This window comes from Sphingomonas paludis, from assembly GCF_053502515.1.
Genome location: NZ_CP187558.1, coordinates 1368194 through 1392461 on the forward strand (window position 1 = coordinate 1368194; position 24268 = coordinate 1392461).

18 protein-coding genes are annotated in these 24268 nt (G+C 67.2%); 7 read left to right on the plus strand and 11 right to left on the minus strand.

The annotated features are described in order from the left end of the window. Entirely contained in the window at positions 1 to 384 is a 384-nt protein-coding gene (locus tag ACPVPU_RS06670) for a hypothetical protein (RefSeq protein ID WP_448660187.1), read from the minus strand. An 82-nt stretch (positions 385 to 466) separates the two neighbouring features. Here ACPVPU_RS06670 and ACPVPU_RS06675 point away from each other — a divergent pair, with 82 nt between their 5' ends. Further along, positions 467 to 976 carry a TetR/AcrR family transcriptional regulator gene (locus ACPVPU_RS06675; RefSeq protein WP_448660188.1) on the plus strand — a complete coding sequence of 170 codons (510 nt, stop codon included), beginning with the start codon at positions 467 to 469 and terminating at the stop codon, positions 974 to 976. On the opposite strand, the gene ACPVPU_RS06680 is transcribed toward ACPVPU_RS06675, so the two are convergent. The 5 genes from ACPVPU_RS06680 to ACPVPU_RS06700 all read right to left on the minus strand — a co-directional run bounded on the left by ACPVPU_RS06680 (position 962) and on the right by ACPVPU_RS06700 (position 6964). Then, on the minus strand, positions 962 to 2638 hold the full coding sequence (locus ACPVPU_RS06680; protein ID WP_448660189.1) for an ATP-binding protein: 1677 nt from the start codon (positions 2636 to 2638) through the stop codon (positions 962 to 964). The genes ACPVPU_RS06675 and ACPVPU_RS06680 overlap by 15 nt on opposite strands. Positions 2639 to 2738: 100 nt before the next feature. Continuing rightward, positions 2739 to 3527: a TIGR02186 family protein gene (locus ACPVPU_RS06685; protein WP_448660190.1), complete on the minus strand. Its 789-nt coding sequence runs from the start codon at positions 3525 to 3527 to the stop codon at positions 2739 to 2741. Beyond that, complete coding sequence (locus ACPVPU_RS06690; RefSeq protein ID WP_448660191.1) at positions 3524 to 4435, minus strand: sulfite exporter TauE/SafE family protein; 912 nt, start codon at positions 4433 to 4435, stop codon at positions 3524 to 3526. Before ACPVPU_RS06690 ends, ACPVPU_RS06685 begins: the two co-directional genes overlap by 4 nt. Before the next feature lie 79 nt (positions 4436 to 4514). After that, complete coding sequence (locus ACPVPU_RS06695; protein WP_448660192.1) at positions 4515 to 5567, minus strand: hypothetical protein; 1053 nt, start codon at positions 5565 to 5567, stop codon at positions 4515 to 4517. After that, on the minus strand, positions 5564 to 6964 hold the full coding sequence (locus ACPVPU_RS06700; RefSeq protein WP_448660193.1) for a glycosyl transferase family protein: 1401 nt from the start codon (positions 6962 to 6964) through the stop codon (positions 5564 to 5566). The genes ACPVPU_RS06695 and ACPVPU_RS06700 overlap by 4 nt, the downstream gene beginning before the upstream one ends. A 145-nt stretch (positions 6965 to 7109) precedes the next feature. Between ACPVPU_RS06700 and ACPVPU_RS06705 the strand changes: the two genes are divergently transcribed. Further along, positions 7110 to 12848, plus strand: coding sequence for an alpha-2-macroglobulin family protein (locus ACPVPU_RS06705; RefSeq protein ID WP_448660194.1), 5739 nt, complete (start codon positions 7110 to 7112; stop codon positions 12846 to 12848). On the opposite strand, the gene ACPVPU_RS06710 is transcribed toward ACPVPU_RS06705, so the two are convergent. After that, positions 12845 to 13228, minus strand: a complete 384-nt coding sequence (locus ACPVPU_RS06710; RefSeq protein ID WP_448660195.1) for a hypothetical protein — start codon at positions 13226 to 13228, stop codon at positions 12845 to 12847. The genes ACPVPU_RS06705 and ACPVPU_RS06710 overlap by 4 nt on opposite strands. Before the next feature lie 446 nt (positions 13229 to 13674). Between ACPVPU_RS06710 and pbpC the strand changes: the two genes are divergently transcribed. Then, the gene (gene pbpC / locus ACPVPU_RS06715) at positions 13675 to 15762 is read left to right on the plus strand and encodes a penicillin-binding protein 1C (protein WP_448660196.1); all 2088 of its coding nucleotides are present in this window, start codon (positions 13675 to 13677) and stop codon (positions 15760 to 15762) included. Positions 15763 to 15804: 42 nt separating this feature from the next. On the opposite strand, the gene ACPVPU_RS06720 is transcribed toward pbpC, so the two are convergent. Together ACPVPU_RS06720 and ACPVPU_RS06725 are read right to left on the minus strand one after the other, a co-directional pair. After that, entirely contained in the window at positions 15805 to 16329 is a 525-nt protein-coding gene (locus ACPVPU_RS06720; RefSeq protein WP_448660197.1) for an RcnB family protein, read from the minus strand. A gap of 111 nt (positions 16330 to 16440) precedes the next feature. Continuing rightward, positions 16441 to 16926: an outer membrane protein assembly factor BamE gene (locus ACPVPU_RS06725; protein WP_448660198.1), complete on the minus strand. Its 486-nt coding sequence runs from the start codon at positions 16924 to 16926 to the stop codon at positions 16441 to 16443. Positions 16927 to 17053: 127 nt separating this feature from the next. Here ACPVPU_RS06725 and ACPVPU_RS06730 point away from each other — a divergent pair, with 127 nt between their 5' ends. Both ACPVPU_RS06730 and ACPVPU_RS06735 read left to right on the plus strand, forming a co-directional pair. Next, positions 17054 to 17572, plus strand: coding sequence for a ubiquinol-cytochrome C chaperone family protein (locus ACPVPU_RS06730; RefSeq protein WP_448660199.1), 519 nt, complete (start codon positions 17054 to 17056; stop codon positions 17570 to 17572). After that, on the plus strand, positions 17569 to 18090 hold the full coding sequence (locus ACPVPU_RS06735; RefSeq protein ID WP_448660200.1) for a YceD family protein: 522 nt from the start codon (positions 17569 to 17571) through the stop codon (positions 18088 to 18090). Before ACPVPU_RS06730 ends, ACPVPU_RS06735 begins: the two co-directional genes overlap by 4 nt. Positions 18091 to 18094: 4 nt before the next feature. Here ACPVPU_RS06735 and ACPVPU_RS06740 read toward each other — a convergent pair whose 3' ends face one another. Next, positions 18095 to 18727: a TetR/AcrR family transcriptional regulator gene (locus tag ACPVPU_RS06740; protein WP_448660201.1), complete on the minus strand. Its 633-nt coding sequence runs from the start codon at positions 18725 to 18727 to the stop codon at positions 18095 to 18097. Positions 18728 to 18841: 114 nt separating this feature from the next. Between ACPVPU_RS06740 and ACPVPU_RS06745 the strand changes: the two genes are divergently transcribed. Continuing rightward, positions 18842 to 21187, plus strand: coding sequence for a TonB-dependent receptor (locus ACPVPU_RS06745; RefSeq protein WP_448660202.1), 2346 nt, complete (start codon positions 18842 to 18844; stop codon positions 21185 to 21187). An 84-nt stretch (positions 21188 to 21271) separates the two neighbouring features. Then, complete coding sequence (locus ACPVPU_RS06750) at positions 21272 to 22531, plus strand: spinster family MFS transporter (protein ID WP_448660203.1); 1260 nt, start codon at positions 21272 to 21274, stop codon at positions 22529 to 22531. Positions 22532 to 22627: 96 nt separating this feature from the next. Here the strand turns inward: ACPVPU_RS06750 and ACPVPU_RS06755 are convergent, their stop codons facing one another. After that, a complete protein-coding gene (locus ACPVPU_RS06755) occupies positions 22628 to 24199 on the minus strand; it encodes a peptide chain release factor 3 (protein ID WP_448660204.1) in 1572 nt (523 codons plus the stop codon). Positions 24200 to 24268 lie beyond the last annotated feature (69 nt).

The window sequence follows — 24268 nt, forward strand, 5'->3', positions numbered from 1 at the left end:
TCAGGCGGCGGACCGTTCCAGCCACAAGAGTCGGGCAAGCATCGGCAGCAGTGCGATCGATGCCGTAGCTGCGACCGCAATTCCCCAGGGAAGCGGGTTCATGCCGACCGCCCTGGCGCGCGGCACCATCAGGAAAAAGGCCATGGCAACCGCGATCAACAGGTCGAACCACACCTGATTGCCGGCCAGCGTCGTGGTGTGGTTGAGCCAGAATTGCACCAGACCGTCCGACAGAAACGTGATGGCGGAAAAAGCGGCAAAGGCGATGCCGGTCAGTGCCACGGCAAGGACGGGGCGGGCCGGTGACCGGCGCACGGCGCTGATCAGGATGACCGGGGCAAGGATCGCATAGGCAAGGACCGGCATGATCTGCAAAAGGGTCATGGTCGACATTCCTGTGTATGGATGTAGCGGACGCTACAATTAGCACAGGAATGTAGCGATTGCTACAGGGGAAAAGGCACGCATGGCGTACGACAGGATCACCGCTTTGGACCGGATGGCCGATCATGTGCTGGCGAGTGGCCTGGGCCAGGCCACGCTGCGCCCGCTGGCGATCGCCGCCGGTACGTCGGACCGGATGCTGATCTATCATTTCGGGACCAAATCGGCGCTGGTCGCGGCCTTGCTGGACCATCTGGCGCATCGGATGCAGCGGATGCTGGACGCCGCCGTCACACCGCCCCGCTTTGACGACGAGGATGCGCTGGTGGCGACGACGCTGGCCGCCATCCGGTCCGACGCCTTTGCTCCCTATGTCCGGATATGGCTGGAAATGGTCGCGGCGGCAGCGCGCGGTGAGGCGGCCTATCGCGAGACCGGCGAGCGGATCGCGCGCCTGTATCTCGACTGGCTGGCGCATCGCCACCCGGCGGGCGCGGCGGGGGCGCTGGAGGCGCTGCGGCGGATCGAGGGTACCATCGTCCTGGACGCCGTCGGCATCCGCGATGCCGGTGCGAGCTTAACGCCCCTGTGACCGCCAGCGCCGGATCGTCCGGTCGATGATGCGGTCTTCACCGCCGGTTTCGCGCCACAGGGTCGAGAATAGCGGGTCTTCCGATGCCGGTCGTCGTGCCTCTTCCAGATTGTCGAAGGCGACCCGGATCGGCGTCGCCACGCCTTCGCCGCAGACGATGCATTCGCGGTTGCGCAGCGCCGGGATGGCGTCGAGGAAGCCGCGCGCGCCCTCCGGCATGGCAGCGCGGACGAATGCCTGGTCGCGTTCGTTGTTCAGGCGCATCGAGATGATCGTGCCGACCTGCGACAGCACGCCTTCGGCCAGATCCGACGGACGCTGGGTGATCAGCCCCAGCGAGACGCCGTATTTGCGCCCTTCCTTGGCAATGCGGCTGAGGATGCGGCCGACCGAGCTGGCATCGGCCTTGCGCTCGTTCGGGATGTAGCGGTGCGCCTCTTCACAGATCAGCAGGATCGGACGCTGCGGTTCGTTGCGCGACCAGATGGCGAAATCGAACACCATGCGGGCCAGCACCGCGACAACGACGGACGTGATCTCGTTCGGCACGCCCGACACGTCGATGATCGAAATGGGCTTGCCGTCGCTGGGCAGGCGGAACATGCGGGCGATAAACTGGGCCATGGTATCGCCGACCATCATGCCGGAGAACATGAAGGAATAGCGGGGATCGGCCTTGACCTCGTCGATCTTGGACTTGAGCCGAAGGAAGGGCGCGGTGTCGGTCGCCTTGTCCATCTTGCCCATCTCGTTCTGGATGGCGGTGGACAGGTCGGACAGCAGATAGGGAATGGGGGCATCGACGGTCAGCTTGCCCACCTCCTGCCCCACCCGGTTCTTGGCCTTGGCCGTCATCAGGCAGCGGGCGAGGATGTCGGCATCGACCTGACGGTCGGAGCCGGTCGAGGTGAGCAGCACCTCGCAATGTTCCTCGAAATTCATCAGCCAATAGGGCAGGGCCAGGTTGCTGACGTCGAACAGGGCGCCATTGCCCTGAAACGCGACGGAATATTCGCCGTGCGGGTCGATCATGACGATATGGCCCTGGGGTGCCATGTCGCAGATGCGGTGCAGGATGAGCGCGGCGCTGGTCGATTTGCCGGTGCCGGTCGAACCCAGCAGCGCGAAATGCTTGCCCAGCAGCGCATCGACATAAAGCGCGGCGCGGATGTCCCGGCTGGGATGCACGGTGCCGATTTCGATGTGCGGCCGATCCTCTGCCGCATAGATCTGGCGCAGGTCGTTGGTGGACAGCGGATAGATGCGCGTTCCGGGATTGGGATAGCGGGTGATGCCGCGCCGGAACCGGTACAGGCGACCGGTCAGCTTCTCCTCGTCCCCTTCGCCCAGAAAATCGATCTGCGCGACCAGCCGGTTGCTGTCGTTCGGCGCGATGCGGACGCTGCGGACACTGGCCACGACCCATGTTGCGCCGACCCGCAGCTTGATCTGGCTGCCGATCTGGCCCGCATTGGCGATGCTGGCATCGGGATCGGCCATCAGGCCTTCCAGCTGCGCGCGGTCCAGTTCGACCTCGCTGCCGCCGCCGGTGATGGCGACGACCATGCCGATGGCCGGCACGGTACCAAGGGGCACCGCTCCCGCGCCGCCAAGCACGCCTATCGCAGGTTCAAAAGCGTGCGCGCCGTGCATGTCCGCCATTCGTGTGTTCCCGTGACCAGTGCCCGGTATTGCGGATCAAGCGTAAAGATATGGTTGCCCGGCGGTAACCCGATGTTCGCATGGGGTCATTCAGCCAACGTCAGCGCGGCCGGACCCTTTGCCACAGCGCACCCGCTGCCCATCCGAGCCCAAGGGACAAAAGCACCGCCACCAGACCATACAACAGCGACCATTGCTGCGCAGCGGCCGCGACAAACCGCTCAAACCCCGATTTGCGGATGTCGATATCGCGCACCGCCGCCGCCAGCACCCGGCCGTCACGGATCAGGAAGGTTTCGGCGGTAAAGCGGCCCACCGGTACCCGGGCCGGGATGGCCAGGCGCGCCCGATAGAGCACGTCGGCGGTGATTTCCACCGCGCCCGGCGCCTCGTAATACAGTCCCGCCCGGCGTTTCAGATCGACCAGTCCGGCCGCGAATCGCCGTTGTTCATCGGTCGTTGCCGGCGTGATCGGCGACAGCTGCAGGCTGTCCAGGCCCAGTTCGTAAATGGCGCGCGTGCGTTCATCCACCAGCTGATCGATGGGGCGGGACGAGGCGATGGCGTAAAAGGACGGGGCGGACCGATAGCGCGCGGTATCGGCATTGACCCAGATGCCGGCCACCTTGCTTTTTTCGCGCAGCCTGATGCTTTCGGTCGGCCCCTTGACCACCACAACGATATCGGCCGGTTCGTCGCCATCGGGCACGCGGCCGCCGGGATAGAGGATCGCACCGAACAGCAACAGTTCGGCGCCGGTAAAGCTGTAGATGATCTCGATATCCCGCTGCGACACATCGGGCACCAGCACCGGTTTGGTCGCGCCCAGCAGCGCTGGGGCCGCTAGCATCAGGATCAGGGGGCGCAGCCGCCGCACCAATGCTCTCATCCCAGTTCGATCGAATAGATTTCGTCCGGCCGCCAGGCGAGGCCCAGCAGCATCCGCAGGCCGACGCCCAGGACCAGCGCGGCCAGCATCAGCCGCAGATATTCGGGCTTTACCCGTTGGGCCAGTCGGGCGCCGATCTGGGCACCGCTGACCGATCCGACCAGCAGCAGGGCGGCCAGCACGATGTCCACCGCCTTGGTCGTCAGCGCATGGATCATGGTGGCCGCGGCGGTGACGAACAGGATCTGGAACAGCGAGGTGCCGACCACCACCCGCGTGCTCATGCCAAGGAGGTAGATCATCGCCGGCACCAGCACGAACCCGCCGCCCACGCCCAGCAGCATGGTCAGGATGCCGACGCCGACCCCCAGCACGAATGGCGCAATCGGCGAGATGTAGAGGCCGGAGCGATAGAAGCGCCATCGCCAGGGCAGGGCGGCGATCAGCGGCCAGTGCCGCTTGCGCAGCGGGGCGACCGTCCCTGCCCGGCGCGCCTTCAGCGTATCGATCGATTCGCGCAGCATCAGCCAGCCGATCGATCCGAGCATGACGACATACAGGACGTTGATGACGGTATCGATCTGTCCCGTGCCGCGCAGCCAGTCGAAAAGCGCCGCACCCAACAGCGATCCGACCACGCCGCCCAGCACCAGCACGCCGCCCATCTGAAGATCGACGCCGTCCCGACGCAGATGGGCGAAAACGCCCGATACGCTGGCCCCGGTCACCTGGCTGGCGGCTGATGCGGCGGCGACGGTGGGCGGAATGCCGTAAAAGATCAGCAGCGGCGTCGTCAGAAATCCGCCGCCGACGCCGAACATGCCCGACAATAATCCCACCGCGCCGCCCAGCAGGATGATCACCAGTGCATTGACTGACAGATTGGCGATGGGAAGGTACAGGTCCATGGCCATCCGGCGATAGCGCGAGAGCCGGGCGGGAAAAAGGCGCAATGCGCGCCCGTGGCCAAACGGCCACCCGGTTGCGTCAAAAGTCCAGGCCGATGGTCAGCGCAGGGCCGCTGTCCGGTGCGGCATCGCCGGCCACCCGTTGCCGCCAGTCGAGCGCGACGCGGACCGGCTGATTGCCGAGCCGGACCGTAGCCACCGCACTTGGCCCGATGTCCAGCCGCGCTGCATCGCGCTGAATCCCGCCCCAGATGCCACCGCCCATGGCCACGGTGGTCCCGACGGGATGCAGTGCGCGCGCTGCCCCGTCGGCATAGGGTTCCAGCCGGTCGCGCATCACTGCCCCGGCCTGGCCATAGGCTTCGATCGAAAGGCCGCCGCCGACCGGTTGCGGACCAATCCCGGCGACAGCGGCGGCTCCGGTGGCCGCACCGACGCCGTCCACCGCCATCCGCTGCTCGGCGATCAGCGTCACCGGTGCGTCCAGCGGCCGCCATTCCAGGCCGGCGACCAGCTCGCGGCCGGCTGCACCGATCGGCACGTTGACCCCTGCCATGGCCGCAATCGCCCGGTGGCCGATCGGATGGCGCAACCGGGCACCGGCCTGCGATCCGCCGAGCTGACCCTGGCCCGCCACGGGCCGTGCCGCTCCGCCGCGCGCCATCAGCCATGCCGAACCGGACAGGCCGGCCGGTACGGAGGCGGGCGCGGGCAGGTCTGGCGACAGTCGCGGATCGGGCGTCCATGCGACCGGTGTCGCCGGTTCCAGCGCGATGAGCGCCAGCATCGCCATGTTCACACGCTCCGGATCGACGCCCTGGCGCTCGGCGGGGGGAAGGTGGAGGAACGGCATCGGCGCGGGCGTGGCTGCGGTTGCGATCAGGGTCGGCAACGGCATGGTTGGCGCGACGGGAACGGCGGCGGGCGGGATGGCGAGCGCCGCAGGAGGGGCGGCGATTGCATCGCTGCCGCGGACCAGGCGTTCGACGATCGCGCCGCCCGGCACGCCGTCGCGGATGGCGCCGGGCAGGTCGCCGGTCTGGTACCAGAGCAGCATGACCCGAAGGACGACCCATCCGCCCAGGATCAGCCCGGCAAATCGCAGCGGACGCCCGCCGGCGCGCAGCATCATCGCCGCATCGCCCGATCCGGTGCGATCGGGAAATGATGCGCGGTCTTGTCCCAGTGCAGCCGGGCGCCGCGCAACAGCTTGATATAGGCGAACAGCGCCCGCCGCGTCGCCAGCAGCGCGATCAGGTTGCCGACCAGCGCCCGTGGTGCCGACAGCGCCGCCTGTCGCCAGCCATAATGCGCCCGGACATGCACCGCCCGCAGCAACAGCCGCCATCCCAGCAGCAGGGCATTGGCCCGGATCAGCCAGCCAAGCCATGGATCGGCGGGCGGCACCGCCACCCCGATCGCCCAGTGCCCGACCCGCGCCAGCCCCCAGCCGACCAGCGCGGCATAGGCCGCCGCCAGCACCAAAACGGCGATCAACGCCCGCCGGTCGCGCATCCGCATCCAATGGTCCTGCCAGTTACCGCGACGGCTCCAGCCCGTCCGGTCCCATCCAGCCAGCGCGATGCCGGTGATCCATCGCGCCTTTTGCCGGACGGCCGTTTCGACGCTGGCGGGGAAATAGGCGCGCACGGCGACCATCGGACCACCCGGATATTCCGCCATGCGCACGAACGCCCCGCGTCCGCCCAGCCGGTGAATGGTCAGCCCCAGTTCGTAATCCTCGGTCAGGCTGGCCTCGTCGAAGGGCAGCCCGCCACGCGCCGCCGCTACCGCGTGCAGCATGGGTACGGTGATGGCGCACCCGACCCCCGCCAGCGGCAGTCCGGCACCCAGCCGTTCGCGGACCGGCAAACTGAGGGAATGGGCCTCGGAAAACTCGTCCGCATAATGGCCGGATACCAGTATGGAACGCGGATCGATCAGCGGCAGCACCGGGATCTGCACCACGTCGTTCCGCCGCAGATACTGGTCGAAAACACGCAGTTCGGCGGGGTGTACCAGATCTTCTGCGTCATGCTGGACAACCAGGTCGAATGGATGCCCCTGCGCCAGCTGGTCGGCCAGCATCGCCTGCCACATCTGGTTCAGGCAATGCGCCTTGGTCGTGGGGCCGGCCCGATCGGCGATGACGGTGCGCACCCGCCCATCGATCCGAGCGACGGCGGTGACCGCCGCTATCGTTGCGGGATCATTCGGATAGACGCCGACATAGATGCGGTAATCGGGATGATCGAACCGGTCCAGCGCATGGGCCAGCATGGCACCGATGACGCTGGATTCGTCCCATGCGGGCACGAATACCGCGATGGTCGCCGGCCGGTCCGGCAGGGGCAGGTCGCGCAGCGTCGGTCGCCTGCGCCTGCGGATCAGCCGGTCGCGCACCAGATGCCAGCCATGGATCACATCGATCGACAGGTCGTCCAGCCCGCCGATCAGAAACCCGATCGCGGCAAACAGCAACAGTTCGTGTGTGATGGCGTCCAGCCAGTCGAGCAGCAATCCAGCCAATCGCCACCCCCCAGTTGCGCGATTCGCGTATAGCATAAGTAATGTTGCGGTAGCTTTGGTAAATCAGTCGGTTGGTTCCGAATGGACAGGGCCGCCGCTTGTCCGTTACTCTCGCGTCCGGACCGGCCGGAGGGGGATGGCCATCATGCTGTTTGCACGCATTGCCATGGCGCTGGCCCTGATCGCCGCAATCCCCTTGGCGGTGGCGGATGATGCCCCGCGCGTGACGCTGGCCACGCCGGGGCTTGGCAATGGCGCGATCGAGCGGTTCACGCTGCGGTTCAGCGCGGCGATGGTGCCGCTGGGCGATCCGCGCGCCGCCGCGCCGGCCGCCATTGCCTGTCCGGTGGGGGGGCAGGGACGATGGGTCGATCAACAGACCTGGGTCTATGATTTCGCCAGCGGGCTGCCGGGCGGGGTCACCTGCCGGTTCGACCTGCGCGATGGCCTTCGCAGCGCGGCGGGCTATGCGGTCGAGGGGACGCGCAGCTTCAGCGTGGACAGCGGCGGGCCGGTGGCGCGCGCCGTGCTGCCCGGCGGCTATGGCGGCGAGATCGAGGAGGATCAGGTGTTCCTGGTCGCCGCGAACCTGCCCGCATCGCCGCAGTCGGTGGGGGCCAACGCCTATTGCGCGGTCGATGGCCTGAGCGAACGAATCCCGGTCGATGTGCTGGGCACCGATGCCGCGATCGACCTGATCCGCAAGCTGGGCAAGGACAACTGGTCGAGCCGCAGCTTCCTGTCGAGCGCTGGCCTGCCCGAACAGCTGCCTGCCAGCGCGGACGAGGCCAAGCGGGCGCTGGCCGGGGTGACGGCGCTGCGCTGTCGCAGGCCGCTGCCGCCCGGGCGCGACATGGCGCTGGTGTGGGGCGCAGGGATCGAGAGCGGCGGGCGCAAGGCGGGCACCGACCAGCGGTTCGATTATACCGTCCGCAAGCCGTTCACCGCGCGCTTCGAATGTTCGCGGGTCAATCCGCAGGCGGGGTGCAATCCGGTGTCGCCGGGCTGGCTGCGCTTTTCCGCGCCGGTGCCCGCCGAAGTGGCGAAACAGGCGCGGATCGAGGTGCCGGGCGGCAAGGTGCTGACCGCCGCGATAACCGACGACGACAAGAACAAGCAGATGGTCAGCGAAGTGCGCTTTACCGCGCCCCTGCCCGAGGCGGTGGCGGCGCGGCTGATGCTGCCCGCCGGGGTGAAGGACGAGAGCGGGCGGCCGCTTTCCAATGCCGAGCGCTTTCCGCTGGAGGTGCGGTTCGACGAGGCGCCGCCGCTGGTGAAGTTCGCTGCACCGTTCGGCATCGTCGAGGCGAAGGAGGGCGGGACGCTGCCCGTCACCATCCGCAATGTCGAAAACCCGTTGCCGGGGAACAATGCCGCACTGGCTGGGCAGGCACTGCGCGTCGCCGGATCGGACGCCAGCATCGCCAAATGGCTGCGCACCATCGACGAGGCCGATGATTACAAGAGCCATGAGGAGCAGCGCGGCGGCGAGACGGTGACGGTGAACGACACCGGATCGAAGGCGATCCTGACCGGCGGCGCGGGCAAGGCGTTCAACCTGCCGCTGCCCGCAGGCGGCAAGCCGATGGAGGTGGTGCCGATCGCACTGGGCAAGCCCGGATTCTATGTGGTCGAGTTCGCCAGTCCGCGGCTGGGCGCGGCGCTGCTGGGGCGAAACGCCCCGCGCTATGTCGCGGCGGGCGCGCTGGTCACCAACATGGCGGTGCATTTCAAATGGGGCCGGGGCGGATCGCTCGCCTGGGTCACGGCGCTCGACAGCGGCAAGCCGGTGGCGGGGGCGGAGGTGCGCGTCACCGACAGCTGCTCGGGCGCGGAACTGGCGCGCGGGCGTAGCGATGCGCAGGGGCGGGCGGCGTTCTCCACGGGGTTGCCTGAGCCCGAAAGCTATGGCGATTGCGGCCCGTCGAGCGAGGCGCATCCGCTGATGGTGTCGGCCCGCGCGGGCGATGACATGAGCTTTACGCTCACGAGCTGGGGCGAGGGCATCCGGCCCTATGATTTCGACCTGCCGTTCGGCTGGTCGGCGCGGGAGGAGGTGATCCACACGGTGTTCGACCGCGCGCTCGCCAAGCAGGGCGAGACGGTGAACATGAAGCATTTCGTGCGGATGCCGAGCGGAAATGGATTCAGCCTGATGCCGGGCTTTACCGGCAAGCTGGTACTGACCCATTCGGGCACCGGGACGGAGTTCGAACTCCCGCTGACGATTCGGCCGGGCGGTTCGGGGGAGACGACATGGGCCGTGCCCGCCGCTGCGCCGATGGGCGATTACAATCTGCGTTTCGTCAATGGCGACCGGACGATCTGGTCGGGCCAGTCGGTCAAGGTGGACGAATATCGTTTGCCAACGATGAAGGCGAGCGTCGCCGGGCCGAGCGCGCCGATGGTGAAGCCGAAGTCCGTGCCGCTGGACCTGTTTGCCGGGTATCTGTCGGGCGGGGGGGCATCCAACCTGCCGGTCGATCTGCGCGTCGCGTTCATGGAAGGGTACCGGCGGCCCAAGGGCTTTGACGGCTATAGCTTTGCCGGGCGGCGGATGGAGGAGGGCGTCAAGCCGCTCAATGGCGATGGCGAGGAGGAACTGGCACCGCTGCCGCCGACGCAGACGCTGCCGCTCACGCTCAATGCCGAGGGCGCGGCGCGGACCAGTGTCGAGGTGCCCGCGATGCTGACCGGCCCGACCGACCTGCTGGTCGAGATGGATTATGAGGATGCGAATGGCGAGATCCTGACCGCGTCGCGGCGGGTGCCGCTGTATGACAGTGCCGTCCAGATCGGGGTGAAGACCGATGGCTGGATGATGAAGGACGACGATCTGCGGTTGAAGCTGGTCGCCCTCGATCCCAGCGGCAAGCCGATCAAGGGGCAGCGGATCACGGTGGAGCTGTTCAGCCGCGAGGTGCTGACCGCCAGGCGACGGCTGATCGGCGGTTTCTATGCGTACGACAACCAGATGAAGACGACGCGGATCGACGAGACCTGTTCCGCGACCACCGACGAACTGGGGCTGGCGGAATGCCGGATGGATCCCGGCGTGTCGGGCGAGGTCTATGCGGTCGCCACCGCCGAGGATTCGGATGGCAATTCGACCGTCGCGGGCACCTCGGTCTGGCTGGCGGGCGAGGATGACTGGTGGTTCGGCGGCGACAATGGCGACCGGATGGACGTGATCGCCGAAGCGCCGGAAGTGAAGGCGGGCGAGAAGGCGCGGTTCCAGGTGCGGATGCCGTTCCGCGAGGCAACGGCGCTGGTGACGGTCGAGCGCGAGGGCGTCATCGACAGCTTCGTCACCGAACTCAGCGGCAAGGACCCGGTGGTCGAGGTGGCGCTGCCCGGCGGCTATGCGCCGGAGGTCTATGTCAGCGTGATGGCGGTGCGCGGGCGGATCGGCGGCTGGTCGCTGTGGCTGGCGAACCTGGCGCGCGACTGGAACCTGCCGTTCTTCTCCCGCGAGGGTGCGCGTCCGACCGCGCTCGTCGATCTGGCCAAGCCCGCTTACCGGATGGGCGTGGCGCGGGTGAAGGTCGGCTGGGACGATTTCCGCATGGGCGTGAGCGTCAAGGCGGACAAGGAACGCTATGCCGCGCGCGACACGGCCCAAGTGGCGATCGCCGTCACTAACCCCGATGGCAGTCCGGCGCGCGATGCGGACGTGGCGTTCGTCGCGGTGGACGAGGCGCTGCTCCAGCTCGCGCCCAACGAAAGCTGGGACGTGCTGGGCGCGATGATGGGCGAGCGGCCGCTGTCGGTGCTGACCTCCACCGCGCAGATGCAGGTGGTCGGCAAGCGGCATTATGGGCGCAAGGCCGTCGAGGCGGGCGGCGGCGGGGGCGGCGACCTGTCCGGGCTGAACCGCGAGAATTTCCAGCCGGTGCTGTTGTGGCGCGGGCAAGTGGCGCTGGATGCACAGGGGCGGGCGCGGGTCGCGGTGCCCTTGTCCGATGCGCTGTCCGGGTTCCGGCTGGTCGCGGTGGCGGGGGCTGCGGGCGGCAATGCGTTCGGCATGGGCGAGGCGAGCGTGCGGACCGCGCAGGACCTGTCGATCTTTGCGGGCGTGCCGCCGCTGGTGCGGGGCGGGGACCGCTATGCGGCGCAGTTCACCCTTCGCAACGGGTCCGACCGCGCGATGAAGGTGACGGCGGATGTCGCAGTCAGCCCGCGCGTGGCGACGGGCAGGCCGCTGACCGTCACCATTCCGGCGGGCGGGGCGGTGCCGGTGGCATGGAACCTGACCGCACCCGGCGGGACGGGGACGCTAACCTGGACGGTCAATGCGCGCAGCGAGGATGGCCGGGCGGTCGACCGGATGACGGTCACGCAGAATGTCGTGCCACCGGTGCCCGTCGAGACCTGGGCCGCGACGCTGACGCGGGTGGGCGCGGGCGGGGCTATCCCGATTGCGCCGCTCACGGGCTTCCTGCCGGGGCTGGGCGCGGTCGAGGTGACGCTGACCGACACGCTCGTCCCGCCAATGCAGGGCGTGCGCGACTATATGGCGGCCTATCCCTATACCTGTTTCGAGCAGCGGCTGTCGAAATCGGTGGCGCTAGGCGATGCGGCGGCATGGAACCGGCTGGCCGGAGAACTGCCCGCCTATCTGGATGCCGATGGCCTCATCAAATATTTCCCGGTCGAGGGGATGAACGGGTCGGAGGCGCTGACCGCCTATGTCCTGTCGATCACGGCCGAGGCTGGCCTGCCGCTGCCCGGCGGATCGCGCGAGCGGATGGTCGCGGCGATGCAGGCGGTGCTGGACGGGCGGCTGCGGCGTGAGGACTATGGCGATGTCCGCATCCAGCGGATCGCGGCGCTGGCGGCGCTGGCGCGGGCGGGCGCGGCAACCCCTGCGATGCTGGGGCAAGTGGGCATGACCCCGGCTGAGATGCCGACCGCGTCGCTTGCGGACTATCTGGCGGCGCTGGGGCGCATCCCGGGGCTGGCCAATGGCGCGGCGTTGCGGGCGGCGGGCGAGGGCGAGCTGCGCAAGCGGCTGGCCTATGAAGGGACGCGGCTCGACCTGACCGATCAGGGGCAGGCGGCGTGGTGGATGATGTCGTCCGGCGACGAGGCCGCGATCAAGGCGCTGGCCGCCGTGCTGGGGCGGCCCGGCTGGGGCGAGGATGGCCCACGCATGATGACCGGCATCGCGACGCGGCAACAGCGGGGGCATTGGGACACGACCACGGCCAATGCCTGGGGGACGATCCTGGCGCGGCGCTTTGCGGCGGCCTATCCGGCGGAAATGGTGGCGGGAGTGACGACGGCGTCGCTGGGGACTGCGCGGGTGAGCCGGAGCTGGCCGCTGGCGGCATCGTCGCGGCTGCTAAGCTTCCCGCTTCCGCCCGCGCGCGCGCCGCTGACCCTGACGCAGAGCGGCGGGGCCGGGCCATGGGCGTTCGTGCGGGTGAAGGCCGCCGTGCCGCTGCGCCAGCCGCTGGCGGCGGGATACCGGATGACTCGCAAGGTCGATGTGGTGCAGGCCCGGACCAAGGGCGTGCTGACGCGCGGCGACGTGCTGCGCGTGACGCTGACCGTCGAGGCGAGCGCCGAGCGGAGCTGGGTGGTGGTTTCGGACCCGATCCCGGCAGGCGCGACGGTGATCGGCGGCATGGCCAACCAGTCGGCGCTGCTGGGCGAGGGCGGGGAGAGCGAAGGCGCATCCCCCAGCTATGTCGAGCGCGGACAGGATGCCTGGCGCGCCTATTTCGCCTGGCTGCCCGCGGGGACGCATACGGTCAGCTATACCGTCCGGCTGAACGGCGCGGGCACGCTGCAACTGCCGCCCAGCCGGGTGGAGGCGATGTATTCCCCGGAAATCCGCGCGGCGGTGCCGAATGGGGTGGTGACGGTGCGGCAGCGTTAGGGAGTCTGCCAGTCCACTCCGTATTTATCTACAACATGACCTTCGCTATCGACCGCAAAAACGAGTTGGACGTCGGTGACATCGTTTATCGCAACCCACACATAATCCAGTCCGTCATTGCCTTTTCTTATGTTCACGATGTAAGGTGTATATCGAGATTCAAGCGTTGTGTAGTCGTAGTAGCAATCAATAGCGGAATCTAGAGATTCTGGTTTGATGTCTTTCGAACCGCCTAGCTTGTCAAAATATCGATAGCTCACTCCTCTGTAATCAATCATTGTGCAAAGATATTTTGATTTTATGTATCCATTGAGCATCACTAACGTTACCAGCGCAACGATAACGGTCCCAACGGCGATATAGATACTGACACGCTTCATGGTCCGGTTCCTGATGTCCAAAAGCGGAGGCCAGAGAGGCAAGGTGGCGGCTGTGCGCCCTTTCCTACACTTAAGCCGCCGACTAATATTACTGCTTGCGACGGTCTCGTGGCGTTGTGTGCCACCATGGACAGACCAGTCGTGAACGTCAAAGGTGACAGGATCAAACCGCTTCCGCGTAACTTTGTCAGGTTGAGGGTACAGTCGGCAGGATGGGGGATCGGGTCGATAGGACAGCGTCCCACGCGCTCCCGCGTAGGCGGGAGCCCAGAGCTGCATGCCTTTCGCTCGGCAACCCTAGGCTCCCTCCCGCGCGGCAGCGCAACGGTGAGGTGTTGCCCTGTGTTCCCCGGCGGAGGCCAGGGTCCAGCTTGCAGGCGCTCGCAACTGGGCCCCGGCCTTCGCCGGGAAACGGGTAGGTGATTGCTCGGCGGCATTGGGGGTTGGTGGCACTGGCTCTAGCGGCTGCGCTGTATGCGGTGCTTAGCTGGCTGACGCTGCCGCCGCCCTTGCCTTCGCTGGCCAGCGTCAAGGCTGAATTCCGCCCGTCCGAGGCCTGGCTGTACGACCGCAATGGCGCGCTGATCGACAGCGAGCGGGTGGATTTTGCGGCGCGGCGGCTGGCCTGGGTGCCGCTGGATGCCGTGTCCGCCGATGCGCGGGCGGCGATCGTTCAAGCGGAGGACCGGCGCTTTGCCGATCATGGCGGCGTGGACTGGTGGGCGCTTGCCGGAAGCGTGCGCGACCGGGTGACTGGAGAGCGGGTGCGCGGGGCGAGCACGATTTCGATGCAGGTTGCCGCGTTCGTTGCGCCGGAACTGGCCCGGCCCGGCGCGCGGGGGTGGCGCGACAAGCTCAAGCAGATGCGCGCCGCCTGGGCGCTGGAGCGGGCCTGGGGCAAGGACCAGATACTGGAGGCCTATCTGAACCTGGCTGGCTTTCGCGGCGAGGCGCAGGGGGTGGGTGCGGCGGCGCTGAGCATGTTCGGCAAGACGGCCGGAACGCTTACCCGCGACGATGGCGTGCTGCTCGCCGCCCTGTTGCCCGCGCCGGGGGCGGATGCGGCGGCGGTGGCGCGGCGGGCCTGTGCGATTGCCGGCGGGGGCAACTGTGCGCGGTTTCGCAGCGGGGCGGCGTCGATGCTGGGTCCGGCGCGCAGCCTGCGCCTTGATCCCGGCCTTGCCCCGCATCTGTCGGTGCGGTTGCTGAAGGAGCCGGGCGCCAACGTGACGACGACGCTGGATGCGGGCGTGCAGCGCATCGCCGTTGCGGCGCTGACTCGGCAGCTCAAGGGGCTGGGCGGATCGCGGGCGCGCGACGGGGCAGTGGTGGTGGCGGATACCGCGACCGGCGAGGTGCTCGCCTATGTCGGCGGCGTCGGAGGCGCGTCGACAGCGGCGGCGGTGGACGGGGCGAGCGCCTATCGGCAGGCGGGATCGACGCTGAAGCCGTTCCTGTTCGCGCAAGCGATCGAGCGCGGCTACCTGACGCCCGCCTCCATCCTGGACGATTCGCCGGTTCAGCTGGACACGGCGTCGGGGCTGTATGTGCCGCAGAATTACGACCGGGCGTTCAAGGGGCCGGTTTCGGCGCGGGTGGCGCTGGCCGGGTCGCTGAACGTCCCCGCCGTGCGGACGCTATTGCTGACCGGGGTGGAGGCGTTTCGGGACCGGCTGTGGGATACGGGCTATCGCGGGCTGACCGAGGACGGACAATATTATGGTTATTCGCTGGCGCTGGGGTCGGCGGAAGTGACGCTGATGGAACAGGTCGCCGCCTATCGCAGCCTGGCGCGCGGTGGGCAGTGGCAGAAGCTGCGGCTGACCAAGGGGGAGACGGCGGAGGAACCGCGCGCGGTCACTACGCCCGCCGCCGCTTGGATCGTGGCGGACATGATCGCCGATGCCAATGCGCGCGCCGCGACGTTCGGCACGGATTCGGCACTGCGGCTCCCCTTCTGGGCGGCAGTGAAGACCGGCACGTCCAAGGCGATGCGCGACAATTGGTGCATCGGCTTTACCGACCGCTATGTCGTCGGCGTGTGGGTCGGGAACCTTGAGGGCGATCCGATGCGCGCGGTGTCGGGGACCAGCGGGGCAGCACCCGTTTGGCGCGACGTGATGCTGGCGCTGCACCGCGACCGGCCGGGGCGGGCACCGGCGATCCCGGCGGGGGTGGAGGGGCGCAGCGTTCGCTTTGCCGAAGGGCTGGAGCAGCCGAGGCGCGAGTTCTTCCTGGCCGGGACCGGGATGGGCGAGGTGGCGCTGGCCCCGGCAACCGCGCGACGCCCCCGGATCGTCAGCCCGGTATCGGGCAGCGTCTATGCGCTCGATCCCGATATCCCGGTGGACCGGCAACGGCTGGTGATCGGGGTGTCGGGTGAGGTGGCCGGGCACCGACTGATGCTCGACAAGCGCGATCTTGGCGCTGCGGACGGACGGCCGATGGTGCTGGCCGGGCCAGGCGCGCACCGGCTGGCATTGGTGGCACCGGGCGGGCGCGTCGTCGACCAGGTGCTGTTCACCATGCGGTGATGCCTGAAGAAGGGGCGGTCCCAACAGGACCGCCCCGAATGCTTACCAGAAGAAGTTGTTATACACCTGGATCACGCGCCCACGGCGGGTGTCGACCAGCAGGACATCGTCATAATGACGGACGTAGCGCACGGCACCCCGGGCGGGCGGCAGGCGATAGCGGCCGGGATTGGCGATCCAGTAGCGCTGGCCGTAATAGGCCGGCGCGATCCGACCGCCGTTGCTCCACCGATTGTAGCGGAACGGCGCGTTCCAGTTGCCGCGGGCATAGACGCCGCGGTTGCGGGCGCGGTAATCCCGCCAGTCATTGTTGCCCCAGGCGCGGTTGCGATCCACGCGGCGCTGCGTCTGGCGCAGATCGCGGGTTTCGCGACGCAGGTCGCGGCGTTCTTCGCGGATTTCGCGTGGATTGCCCCGGCGATACGCCTGGCGCAGTTCCCGGCGTTCCTCGCGCACATCCTGCCGGTCGCGGCGCAATTCGCGCACCTGGGCCTGGGCGGCGCTCGGCATTGCGATGACGGGCATCGCCACCGCAGCCATCAACAGCATCAGCATGGGCTTACGCATCGAACAAACTCCCTTTCATTCCGGCCGGATAACGCCGGATCATGAAAAGGGTTCTAGGCCGATTCGGCTGAACGGGCCGGGAATCGGTCGTTTAGCGGAGCGAAAGGAACATCACTGCCCGGGGCCGCCGGGCCCGCCGGCACCGCCGCCCAGCGGGGCGCCGACCTGACCGATATTGCCGAACAGATCCTCGAAAAAGCCGCGCTCCCGACCAAGGGTCGGCGTTTTCTTGTCGCTGGGCGCGATGAAGGCGACCTGATCGATCCCGGTCTTGTCGATCCGCGCGACGTTGCCGGCATCGTCGAACACGATGCGCAGCGCGGTCTGATCGACGGGGCGCGGCCGGTTATAGGCAAGGTTGCGGCTGTCGCGCGACAGATAGATCCATTCCTTGTCGTTGAACTGCGCGACAAAGGTGGGGCTGCCCAGCGTCTGGAGCACCGAATCGCGATTGTCGACGCCCGGCTGGACGGAGTTCACCAGATCGGCGTCGATCACATATCCCTGATGGCTGCGCAATTTGGTGCAGGCCCCGGTCGCCAGGGCGGCCGTCATCAGCAGCGTGACGCCCAGCGCCCGATAGGAAAGGGACTTCATCACCACCGCCTCCGCAAAATAACCATCGGCCCGGTCAATCCATTGCAACCCCGGGCCAGCCGCTCAATATGCCGCCAATCGTGGCGCCACAAGGGCGCTGTGACGAACGGACAAGAGGCACGGTGGAATGAAGCTGTTACAGCGCCTGTTTGGACCGCGGGGCGAACGCCCGGCGGAACGTGCCTATCGCGCCGCCGTCGAACGTGCCCGCGAGCCGCACTGGTATCTGGCGGGACAGGTGCCCGACACCATCGATGGCCGGTTCGACATGGTGGCCGCGGTGCTGGCCATGGTGCTGTTGCGGCTGGAAGAGACGCCGGAGGGGGCTGGCCCGGCGGCGGCGCTGGCCGAATGCTTTGTCGAGGATATGGACGGTCAGCTCCGCCAGATCGGGTTCGGCGACATCGTGGTCGGCAAGCAGATCGGGCGGATGATGGGGATGCTCGGTGGCCGGCTGGGCGCGTATCGCGACGGGCTGGCGGCGCCCGGGGCTGCCCAGATGCACGAAGCGCTGGTCCGCAACCTGTATCGCGGCGTAGCCCCCGATCCTGCCGCGCTCGACCATGTGACGACACGCCTGCGCGCGCTGCGCGGCGACCTGCGCACGGTGTCGGTCGACACCATCATGCAGGGCAACCTGCCATGACCGGCCCGGAATTTTCGCGTCCGTGGCGACTCGACCAGATGGGCGGGACGGCCCAGGCCGTGTCGATCGAGGCGGATGCGACCGAGCGGGAAAAGCTGGCCCGCCGGTTCGATCTGGTCGCGGTGCACGCGCTGACCGCCGAAATGACGGTCCGGCGCGACGGCGACCGGGTGCTGGCCGCCGGTCGGGTCAGGGCCACCGTCGATCAGCGCTGTATCGCCACCGGCGATCCGGTGCCGGCGACCGTCGATGAACCGGTCGAGCTTCAGTTCGTGCCGCAACCGGATGCGATGGAGGATGAGGTGGAGATCGACGAATCCGCCGCCGATACCCTGTTCTATGCCGCCGGGTCCGTCGATCTGGGCGAGGCGGCGGCGGAGACCATGGCGCTGGCGCTCGATCCCTATCCCCGCAGTCCCGCCGCCGATGCCGCGCTGCGCGAGGCGGGGGTGCAGCGGGAGGACGAAGTGTCGATCGGCGCCTTTTCCGGGCTAAAGGATCTGTTGCGGGGCCAGTGACGGCTCAGTCGCGCCGCGCAAGGCCATCGGCCAGCAGGTCGGCGACGCGGTCGGCAACGCCATCGGGTGCATCGGCATCGTTCCAGACGCCGTAGCGCAGACCCAGAAAGACGTTCATGCCCATGATCGCCCAGGCATGGACCTCGTTCACGTCGCCGCGCACTTCGCCGCGTGCCGCAGCAGCGGACAGGCGCGCATGGATGCGGTCCGCCGTCGTCGCATAATGGCGGCGGAAACTGTCGGGGTCGACGAACTCCGCCTCGTCGATGATGCGATAGATTTCCTTATGTTCCCGCACGAAGCGGATGAACGCAAGCAGGCCTGCCCGTTCGGCGGCAAGCGGATCGGACGCGGCGCGAAGGGCAGGGGCGACATGATCTCGCACCTGATCCGACATGTCCTGGACCAGCGCACGGAACACCGCGTCCTTGCTGTCGAAATAGGTGTAGAAACTGCCCAGGGCCACGCCGGCGCGGCGGGTAATCCCGCTGATCGAACCGTCGTGAAACCCCTTTTCGCCGAACTCCAGCGCGGCAGCATCCAGGATGGCACGAAGCGTGCGCCGCCCCCGTTCGGTCCGCGGTTCCTTGCCCGCGCTCGCCGCCGATGCAGCCGTCGTTTCCGGTCCCGCCCCCATCCGGCCCCCTCCATCACATTCCCAAGTTGAAACCCGGTTCAGGTTTCAGTATAGCGGTTTGCAACAGGGCACAACCCGCGCATGACGGGATGCCGAAAACGGGGAGGTTTCGCCATGAAAAGCCGTTCGTCCATCATCCGTCCGCTGATGTTGTCCGCCGTCGCCATCCCGGCGCTGATGGCCATGCCCGCTTATGCGCAACAGGCCGGGCCGGATGAGGTGGAGCAGGATGCGGCGTCCAGCGACCCTGCCGATGGCGACATCGTCGTGACGGCCCGACGCCGCGAGGAATCGCTGCTGGACGTGCCGATCGCCATCACGGCCTTTTCCGGGGACCAGCTGGAGCGGGTGGGCGCGATTGATGTCACCGACCTCGCCGCCGTTACCCCCAACGTGACGCTGGAGGTGTCGCGCGGCACCAATTCGACGCTGAGCGCCTTTATCCGCGGCGTAGGCCAGCAGGACCCGGTTGCGGGGTTCGAGGCGGGCGTCGGCATCTATCTGGACGATGTGTACCTCAACCGCCCGCAGGCAGCGGTGCTGGACATTTACGATGTCGAGCGGATCGAGGTGCTGCGCGGGCCGCAGGGCACGCTTTATGGCCGCAACACCATCGGCGGCGCGGTCAAATATGTCACCCGTCGGCTGGGCGACGACCCCATGCTGAAGGTGCGGGCGGCCTATGGCACCTATGACCAGGCCGATGCCGTGATCAGCGGCAGCGTGCCGATCGGCAATGGCGTGGTGAAGATCGGCGGCGCGGCGGCGCGGCTGTCGCGCGGCGGTTTCGGCGAGAACCTGACCACCGGCGATGCCAATTACAACAAGGACATCTGGGCGGCGCGCGGTACGCTTCAGATCGAGCCGGACGACAGCCTCTTCATCCGTCTGTCGGGTGATTATACCGAGGACAAGAGCAATCCGCGCGGTGGCCACCGGCTGATCCGGGGCATCGCCACCGGCGCCCCGGTGCTGGACGATGTGTACGATTCGCGCGGCGGCCTGAACGATCCGGAACAGAAGGTCGAGGCCTATGGCGGATCGCTGTTCATCGAGGCGAAGCCCGCCGACTGGCTGACCTTCCGCTCGATCACCGGCTATCGCAAGGATGACAGCGGCACGCCGATCGATTTCGATGCGCTGCCGGCGGTGCAGGTCGATGTGCCGGCATTCTACAACAACGAGCAGTTCAGCCAGGAAGTGCAGATGCTGGTCGGCACCGACCGGTTCAATGCGCTCGTTGGCCTCTATTATCTGGATGCCAAGGCGCGGACCGTGTTCGACGTGCGCCTGCCGGGCGGGGTCACGGCGCTCACCTTCGGCAATGTGGAAACTGATACTGTCGCGCTGTTCGCCGATGCGACTTATGACCTGACGGATCAGCTGAGCCTGTCGGTCGGCGGCCGCTACACCTGGGACACGCGGCGGTCGACGATCCTTCGCCAGACGTTCCTGGGCGGCGGTTCGCCCTTCTTCAATGGCAACGGGACGTTGTTCGCAACGACGTCCAACTTTTCGGGTGCGGCCGATTTCGGCGATTTCACGCCCCGTGCGTCGATCCAGTGGCAGCCGACCGGCGACCTGAATGTCTATGCAAGCTATTCGCAGGGCTTCAAGGGCGGCGGCTTCGATCCGCGCGGGCAATCGACCGCGTGCCGCACGCCCACCGGCGGCGTCTGCAATGCCGATCAGGTGTTCGACTTCCTCTCGTTCGACCCCGAAACGGTCGATACCTATGAAGTCGGCTTCAAGGGTTCGGTGTGGGACCGCCGCCTGACCTTCGCGCTCGCCGCCTTCCGCTCGGATTATACCGATGTGCAGGTGCCCGGATCGATCGGCACCACCATCAACGGCCAGCAGACCTTTATCGGCGTGACGACCAATGCCGGCCGCGCCCGGATCAACGGGATCGAGGCCGAGGTGAACCTGGTCGCTGCCCGCGACTTCGCGGCGGCGGGCGACCGGTTCACGCTGTCGGGCACGATGGGCTATCTGGATGCCAAATACACTCAGTTCATCGACGGGCGCGGCATCGACGTGGCCGACCGCCGGGCGTTCCAGAACACCCCCGACTGGACGGCCAGCGGCACCATTGCCTATTCCGCACCGGTCGGGGCGGGTTCGGTCGATCTCAGCACCACGGTCAGTTATCGCGGCGACAGCCAGCAGTTCGAATTGCGCACCCCGCTGCTCGATCAGCCGGCGTTCGCGCTGTGGGATGCCAATCTGGTCTGGGCGATCAACGAAAGCTATTCGATCGGCGTCCATGGCCGCAACCTGACCGACAAGCGCTATATCGTCGCCGGTTACAATTTCCTGGCGCAGAACCCGGATACGGGCGCGTTCCTGACCAACCCGGCCACCGGCAATTTCGTGCCGACGCTGGGCACGGAAGGGGTGCTGACCGCCTATTACGGCAATCCGCGCCAGGTCTTTGCGACGTTCACCGCGAAATTCTGATCGAACGGGCGCGCATTGGCGGTCGATGCGCGCCCTGCTAACCACAAAGGATCGCGGGTCGGTCGCGGCGGGCAAGGAGCGGGCATGAACGGGTCAGGCGCACCCACGACGCCGGGGTATCGCGCGGCGGCGCTGGCGATGCTGTTGCTGGTCTATACCTTCAATTTCCTCGACCGGCAGATCCTGGGCATCCTGGTCCAGCCGATCAAGGCGGACCTGAACCTGACCAACACCCAGCTGGGCGCGCTGGGCGGCATCGCCTTTGCGCTTCTCTATTCCACGCTGGCCATTCCGCTGGCGCTGGTTGCCGACCGGACGAGCCGCACCTGGGTCATCACCCTGTCGCTGACCGTGTGGAGCGGCTTTACCGCGCTTTGCGGCATGGCGGGCAGTTTCTGGCAGTTGTTCGCGTTCCGGCTTGGGGTCGGCGTGGGCGAGGCGGGGGGCGTGGCACCCAGCTATGCCGTCATCGCCGACACCTTTCCCCCGCATCAGCGGGCGCGGGCGCTGGCCATCTATTCGCTGGGCATTCCCATTGGCCTGGCCAGCGGGACGCTGCTCGGCGCTTGGATCGCGGCCAGCGTGGACTGGCGCTGGGCGTTCATTATCGTCGGCATTGCCGGCATCCTGATCGCGCCGCTGTTCCGCCTGATCGTGCGCGAACCGGCGCGCCCTGCCCAACCGGCCGGCGAACGGGTGCCGGTAAGCGCGGTGTTCCGCATCCTTGCCGCCAAGCCGAGCTTCTGGCTGATGAGCTTTGCCGCCGCGTTCAGTTCGATGTGCGGATATGGCCTCGCCTTCTGGACGCCCTCGGTCCTGATGCTCAGTTTCGGGTTCGATCTGGCGTCGACCAGCTATTTCTTCGGATCGCTGCTGCTGGTCGGCGGAACGATCGGGGTGTTTTCAGGCGGATGGCTGGCCGACCGGCTGGGTCTGGCGGATCGCGGTGCCTATGCCCGGCTGCCGGCATTCGCCTGGGGGGCCAGCATCCCGCTGTTCCTGGGCGGTTTTGCGATGACTGGATCGCCGGTGATCGCATGGTTACTGTTCCTGATTCCCAACGGCCTCAACATACTGTGGCTCGGCCCGGTGACGACTGCCGTGCAGCATCTGGTGCCGCCGTACATGCGGGCGACGGCAAGTGCGTCGTTCCTGTTCATCAACAACCTGATCGGGCTGGGTGCCGGATCTTGGATCATGGGCGCGGTGGCCGATGGGATGACGGCCGCCCATGGGGACGAGGCGCTTCGCTATGCCGCGATGGCGGCCCTGGCATTCTATGCGGTGGCGGCAGGGTTGATGCTGCTGGCGGTCCGGCCGCTCAGACGGGACTGGGTGGGGTAGGAGATATTCGTATTCCTGCGAGAGCAGGAATCCAGGGTTTCGAGCGACGGCCTGTGAAGCTCTGGGCTCCTGCTTTCGCAGGAGCACGGGTAAGCGTCAGCGTTCGCGCGTGGCGGCGAACTTCACCTTGGCGTAGCGGTCGGCGATGTAGTTCACTTCCCAGGCCGATTTGGCGAGGAACACAGGATTGCCGTCGCGGTCCTTGGCCATCGCGCCGCGATTGATCGACATGAACTCTTCAAGGTCCTTGTCGCTGTCCGCTGAGATCCAGCGCGCGGTCTCGAACGGTGCGCCCTCCAAGTTCGCGCCGACCTTGTACTCCGCATCCAACCGCGACAGCAGCACTTCCAGCTGAAGCTGGCCGACGACGCCGATGATCCAGTTCGACCCGATATCGGGATAGAAGACCTGGATCACCCCTTCTTCCGACAGGTCGTCCAGCGCCTTGCGCAGCTGTTTCGTCTTTGTCGGGTCCTTCAGCGCGATACGGCGCAGGATTTCCGGCGCGAAATTGGGCAGGCCGGTAAAGCGCACTCCCGCCTTTTCGCTCAAGCTGTCGCCGACGCGCAGCACGCCGTGATTGGGAATGCCGATGATGTCGCCGGGATAGGCCTCGTCCGCCAGCTCGCGTTCGCGGGCGAAAAACAGGATGGGCGAATGGATCGCGATCGGCTTGCCATGGCCCGTCGGGGTCAGCTTCATGCCGCGCTTGAACGTGCCGGAGCACAGCCGCATGAACGCGATCCGGTCGCGGTGATTGGGGTCCATGTTCGCCTGGACCTTGAAGATGAAGCCGGTGACTTCGCTCTGGGCGGGATCGACCGGGGCCGGCTCGGCGGGCTGGGGGCGGGGTGGGGGCGCATGATGGGCCAGCGCCTCGATCAGCGAATCGACGCCGAACTCCTTCAGCGCCGAACCGAAATAGACGGGCGTCAGGTCGCCGTTCCGATATGCCTCCATATCGAATTCGGGATAGCCCGCCTGCGCCAGTTCCACATCCTCGCGCAGCTTGGCGAGATTGTCGGGCGACAGGATCGCATCCAGCTGCGGATCGTCCAGACCGCTGGTCTGGATCACCTTGCCCTGAAACTCGCGGCTGTCCCCTTCGGGCAGCAGCAGGCGGTGGGTGACGAGGTCGTAAATCCCCTCGAACTGACCGCCCATGCCGACCGGCCAGGTCATCGGGGTGACATCGAGCGCCAGCAGTTCGGCGATCTCGTCTAGGATCGCGAACACCTCGCGCCCCTCCCGGTCCACCTTGTTGACGAAGGTAATGATGGGAACCGAGCGCAGGCGGCACACCTCGAACAGTTTCCGCGTCTGACTTTCGATGCCCTTGGCGACGTCGATCACCATCACCGCGCTGTCGACGGCGGTGAGGGTGCGATAGGTATCCTCGCTGAAATCCTCGTGCCCCGGCGTGTCGAGCAGGTTAAAGGTCACGCCCTGCCGCTCGAACGTCATCACCGATGAGGTGACGGAAATGCCGCGCTGCTGCTCGATCTTCATCCAGTCGCTGCGGGCGCGCCGCGCCTGGCCCCGCGCCTTCACCTCGCCCGCCAGATGGATCGCGCCGCCGAACAGCAACAGCTTTTCGGTCAGCGTCGTCTTGCCGGCATCGGGGTGGGAAATGATCGCAAAGGTGCGACGGTCTAACGGGGAAGTCATGCGCGCGCCCTAGCGGTCCGGCCATGCCAAGTCGAGGGCGGCACGTCCCGACATCGCTGTCATGACATC

Bases quoted from the DNA above. Each gene is read 5' to 3' on its own strand.
- ACPVPU_RS06740 (WP_448660201.1), bottom strand. From the start codon at position 18,727: ATGGGGGCGGGACCGGAAACGACGGCTGCATCGGCGGCGAGCGCGGGC.
- ACPVPU_RS06675 (WP_448660188.1), top strand. From the start codon at position 467: ATGGCGTACGACAGGATCACCGCTTTGGACCGGATGGCCGATCATGTG.
- ACPVPU_RS06730 (WP_448660199.1), top strand. From the start codon at position 17,054: ATGAAGCTGTTACAGCGCCTGTTTGGACCGCGGGGCGAACGCCCGGCG.
- ACPVPU_RS06690 (WP_448660191.1), bottom strand. From the start codon at position 4,435: ATGGACCTGTACCTTCCCATCGCCAATCTGTCAGTCAATGCACTGGTG.
- ACPVPU_RS06745 (WP_448660202.1), top strand. From the start codon at position 18,842: ATGAAAAGCCGTTCGTCCATCATCCGTCCGCTGATGTTGTCCGCCGTC.
- ACPVPU_RS06695 (WP_448660192.1), bottom strand. From the start codon at position 5,567: ATGATGCTGCGCGCCGGCGGGCGTCCGCTGCGATTTGCCGGGCTGATC.
- ACPVPU_RS06755 (WP_448660204.1), bottom strand. From the start codon at position 24,199: ATGACTTCCCCGTTAGACCGTCGCACCTTTGCGATCATTTCCCACCCC.
- ACPVPU_RS06725 (WP_448660198.1), bottom strand. From the start codon at position 16,926: ATGAAGTCCCTTTCCTATCGGGCGCTGGGCGTCACGCTGCTGATGACG.
- ACPVPU_RS06710 (WP_448660195.1), bottom strand. From the start codon at position 13,228: ATGAAGCGTGTCAGTATCTATATCGCCGTTGGGACCGTTATCGTTGCG.
- ACPVPU_RS06750 (WP_448660203.1), top strand. From the start codon at position 21,272: ATGAACGGGTCAGGCGCACCCACGACGCCGGGGTATCGCGCGGCGGCG.
- ACPVPU_RS06705 (WP_448660194.1), top strand. From the start codon at position 7,110: ATGCTGTTTGCACGCATTGCCATGGCGCTGGCCCTGATCGCCGCAATC.
- ACPVPU_RS06685 (WP_448660190.1), bottom strand. From the start codon at position 3,527: ATGAGAGCATTGGTGCGGCGGCTGCGCCCCCTGATCCTGATGCTAGCG.
- ACPVPU_RS06680 (WP_448660189.1), bottom strand. From the start codon at position 2,638: ATGGCGGACATGCACGGCGCGCACGCTTTTGAACCTGCGATAGGCGTG.
- ACPVPU_RS06720 (WP_448660197.1), bottom strand. From the start codon at position 16,329: ATGCGTAAGCCCATGCTGATGCTGTTGATGGCTGCGGTGGCGATGCCC.
- ACPVPU_RS06735 (WP_448660200.1), top strand. From the start codon at position 17,569: ATGACCGGCCCGGAATTTTCGCGTCCGTGGCGACTCGACCAGATGGGC.
- ACPVPU_RS06670 (WP_448660187.1), bottom strand. From the start codon at position 384: ATGACCCTTTTGCAGATCATGCCGGTCCTTGCCTATGCGATCCTTGCC.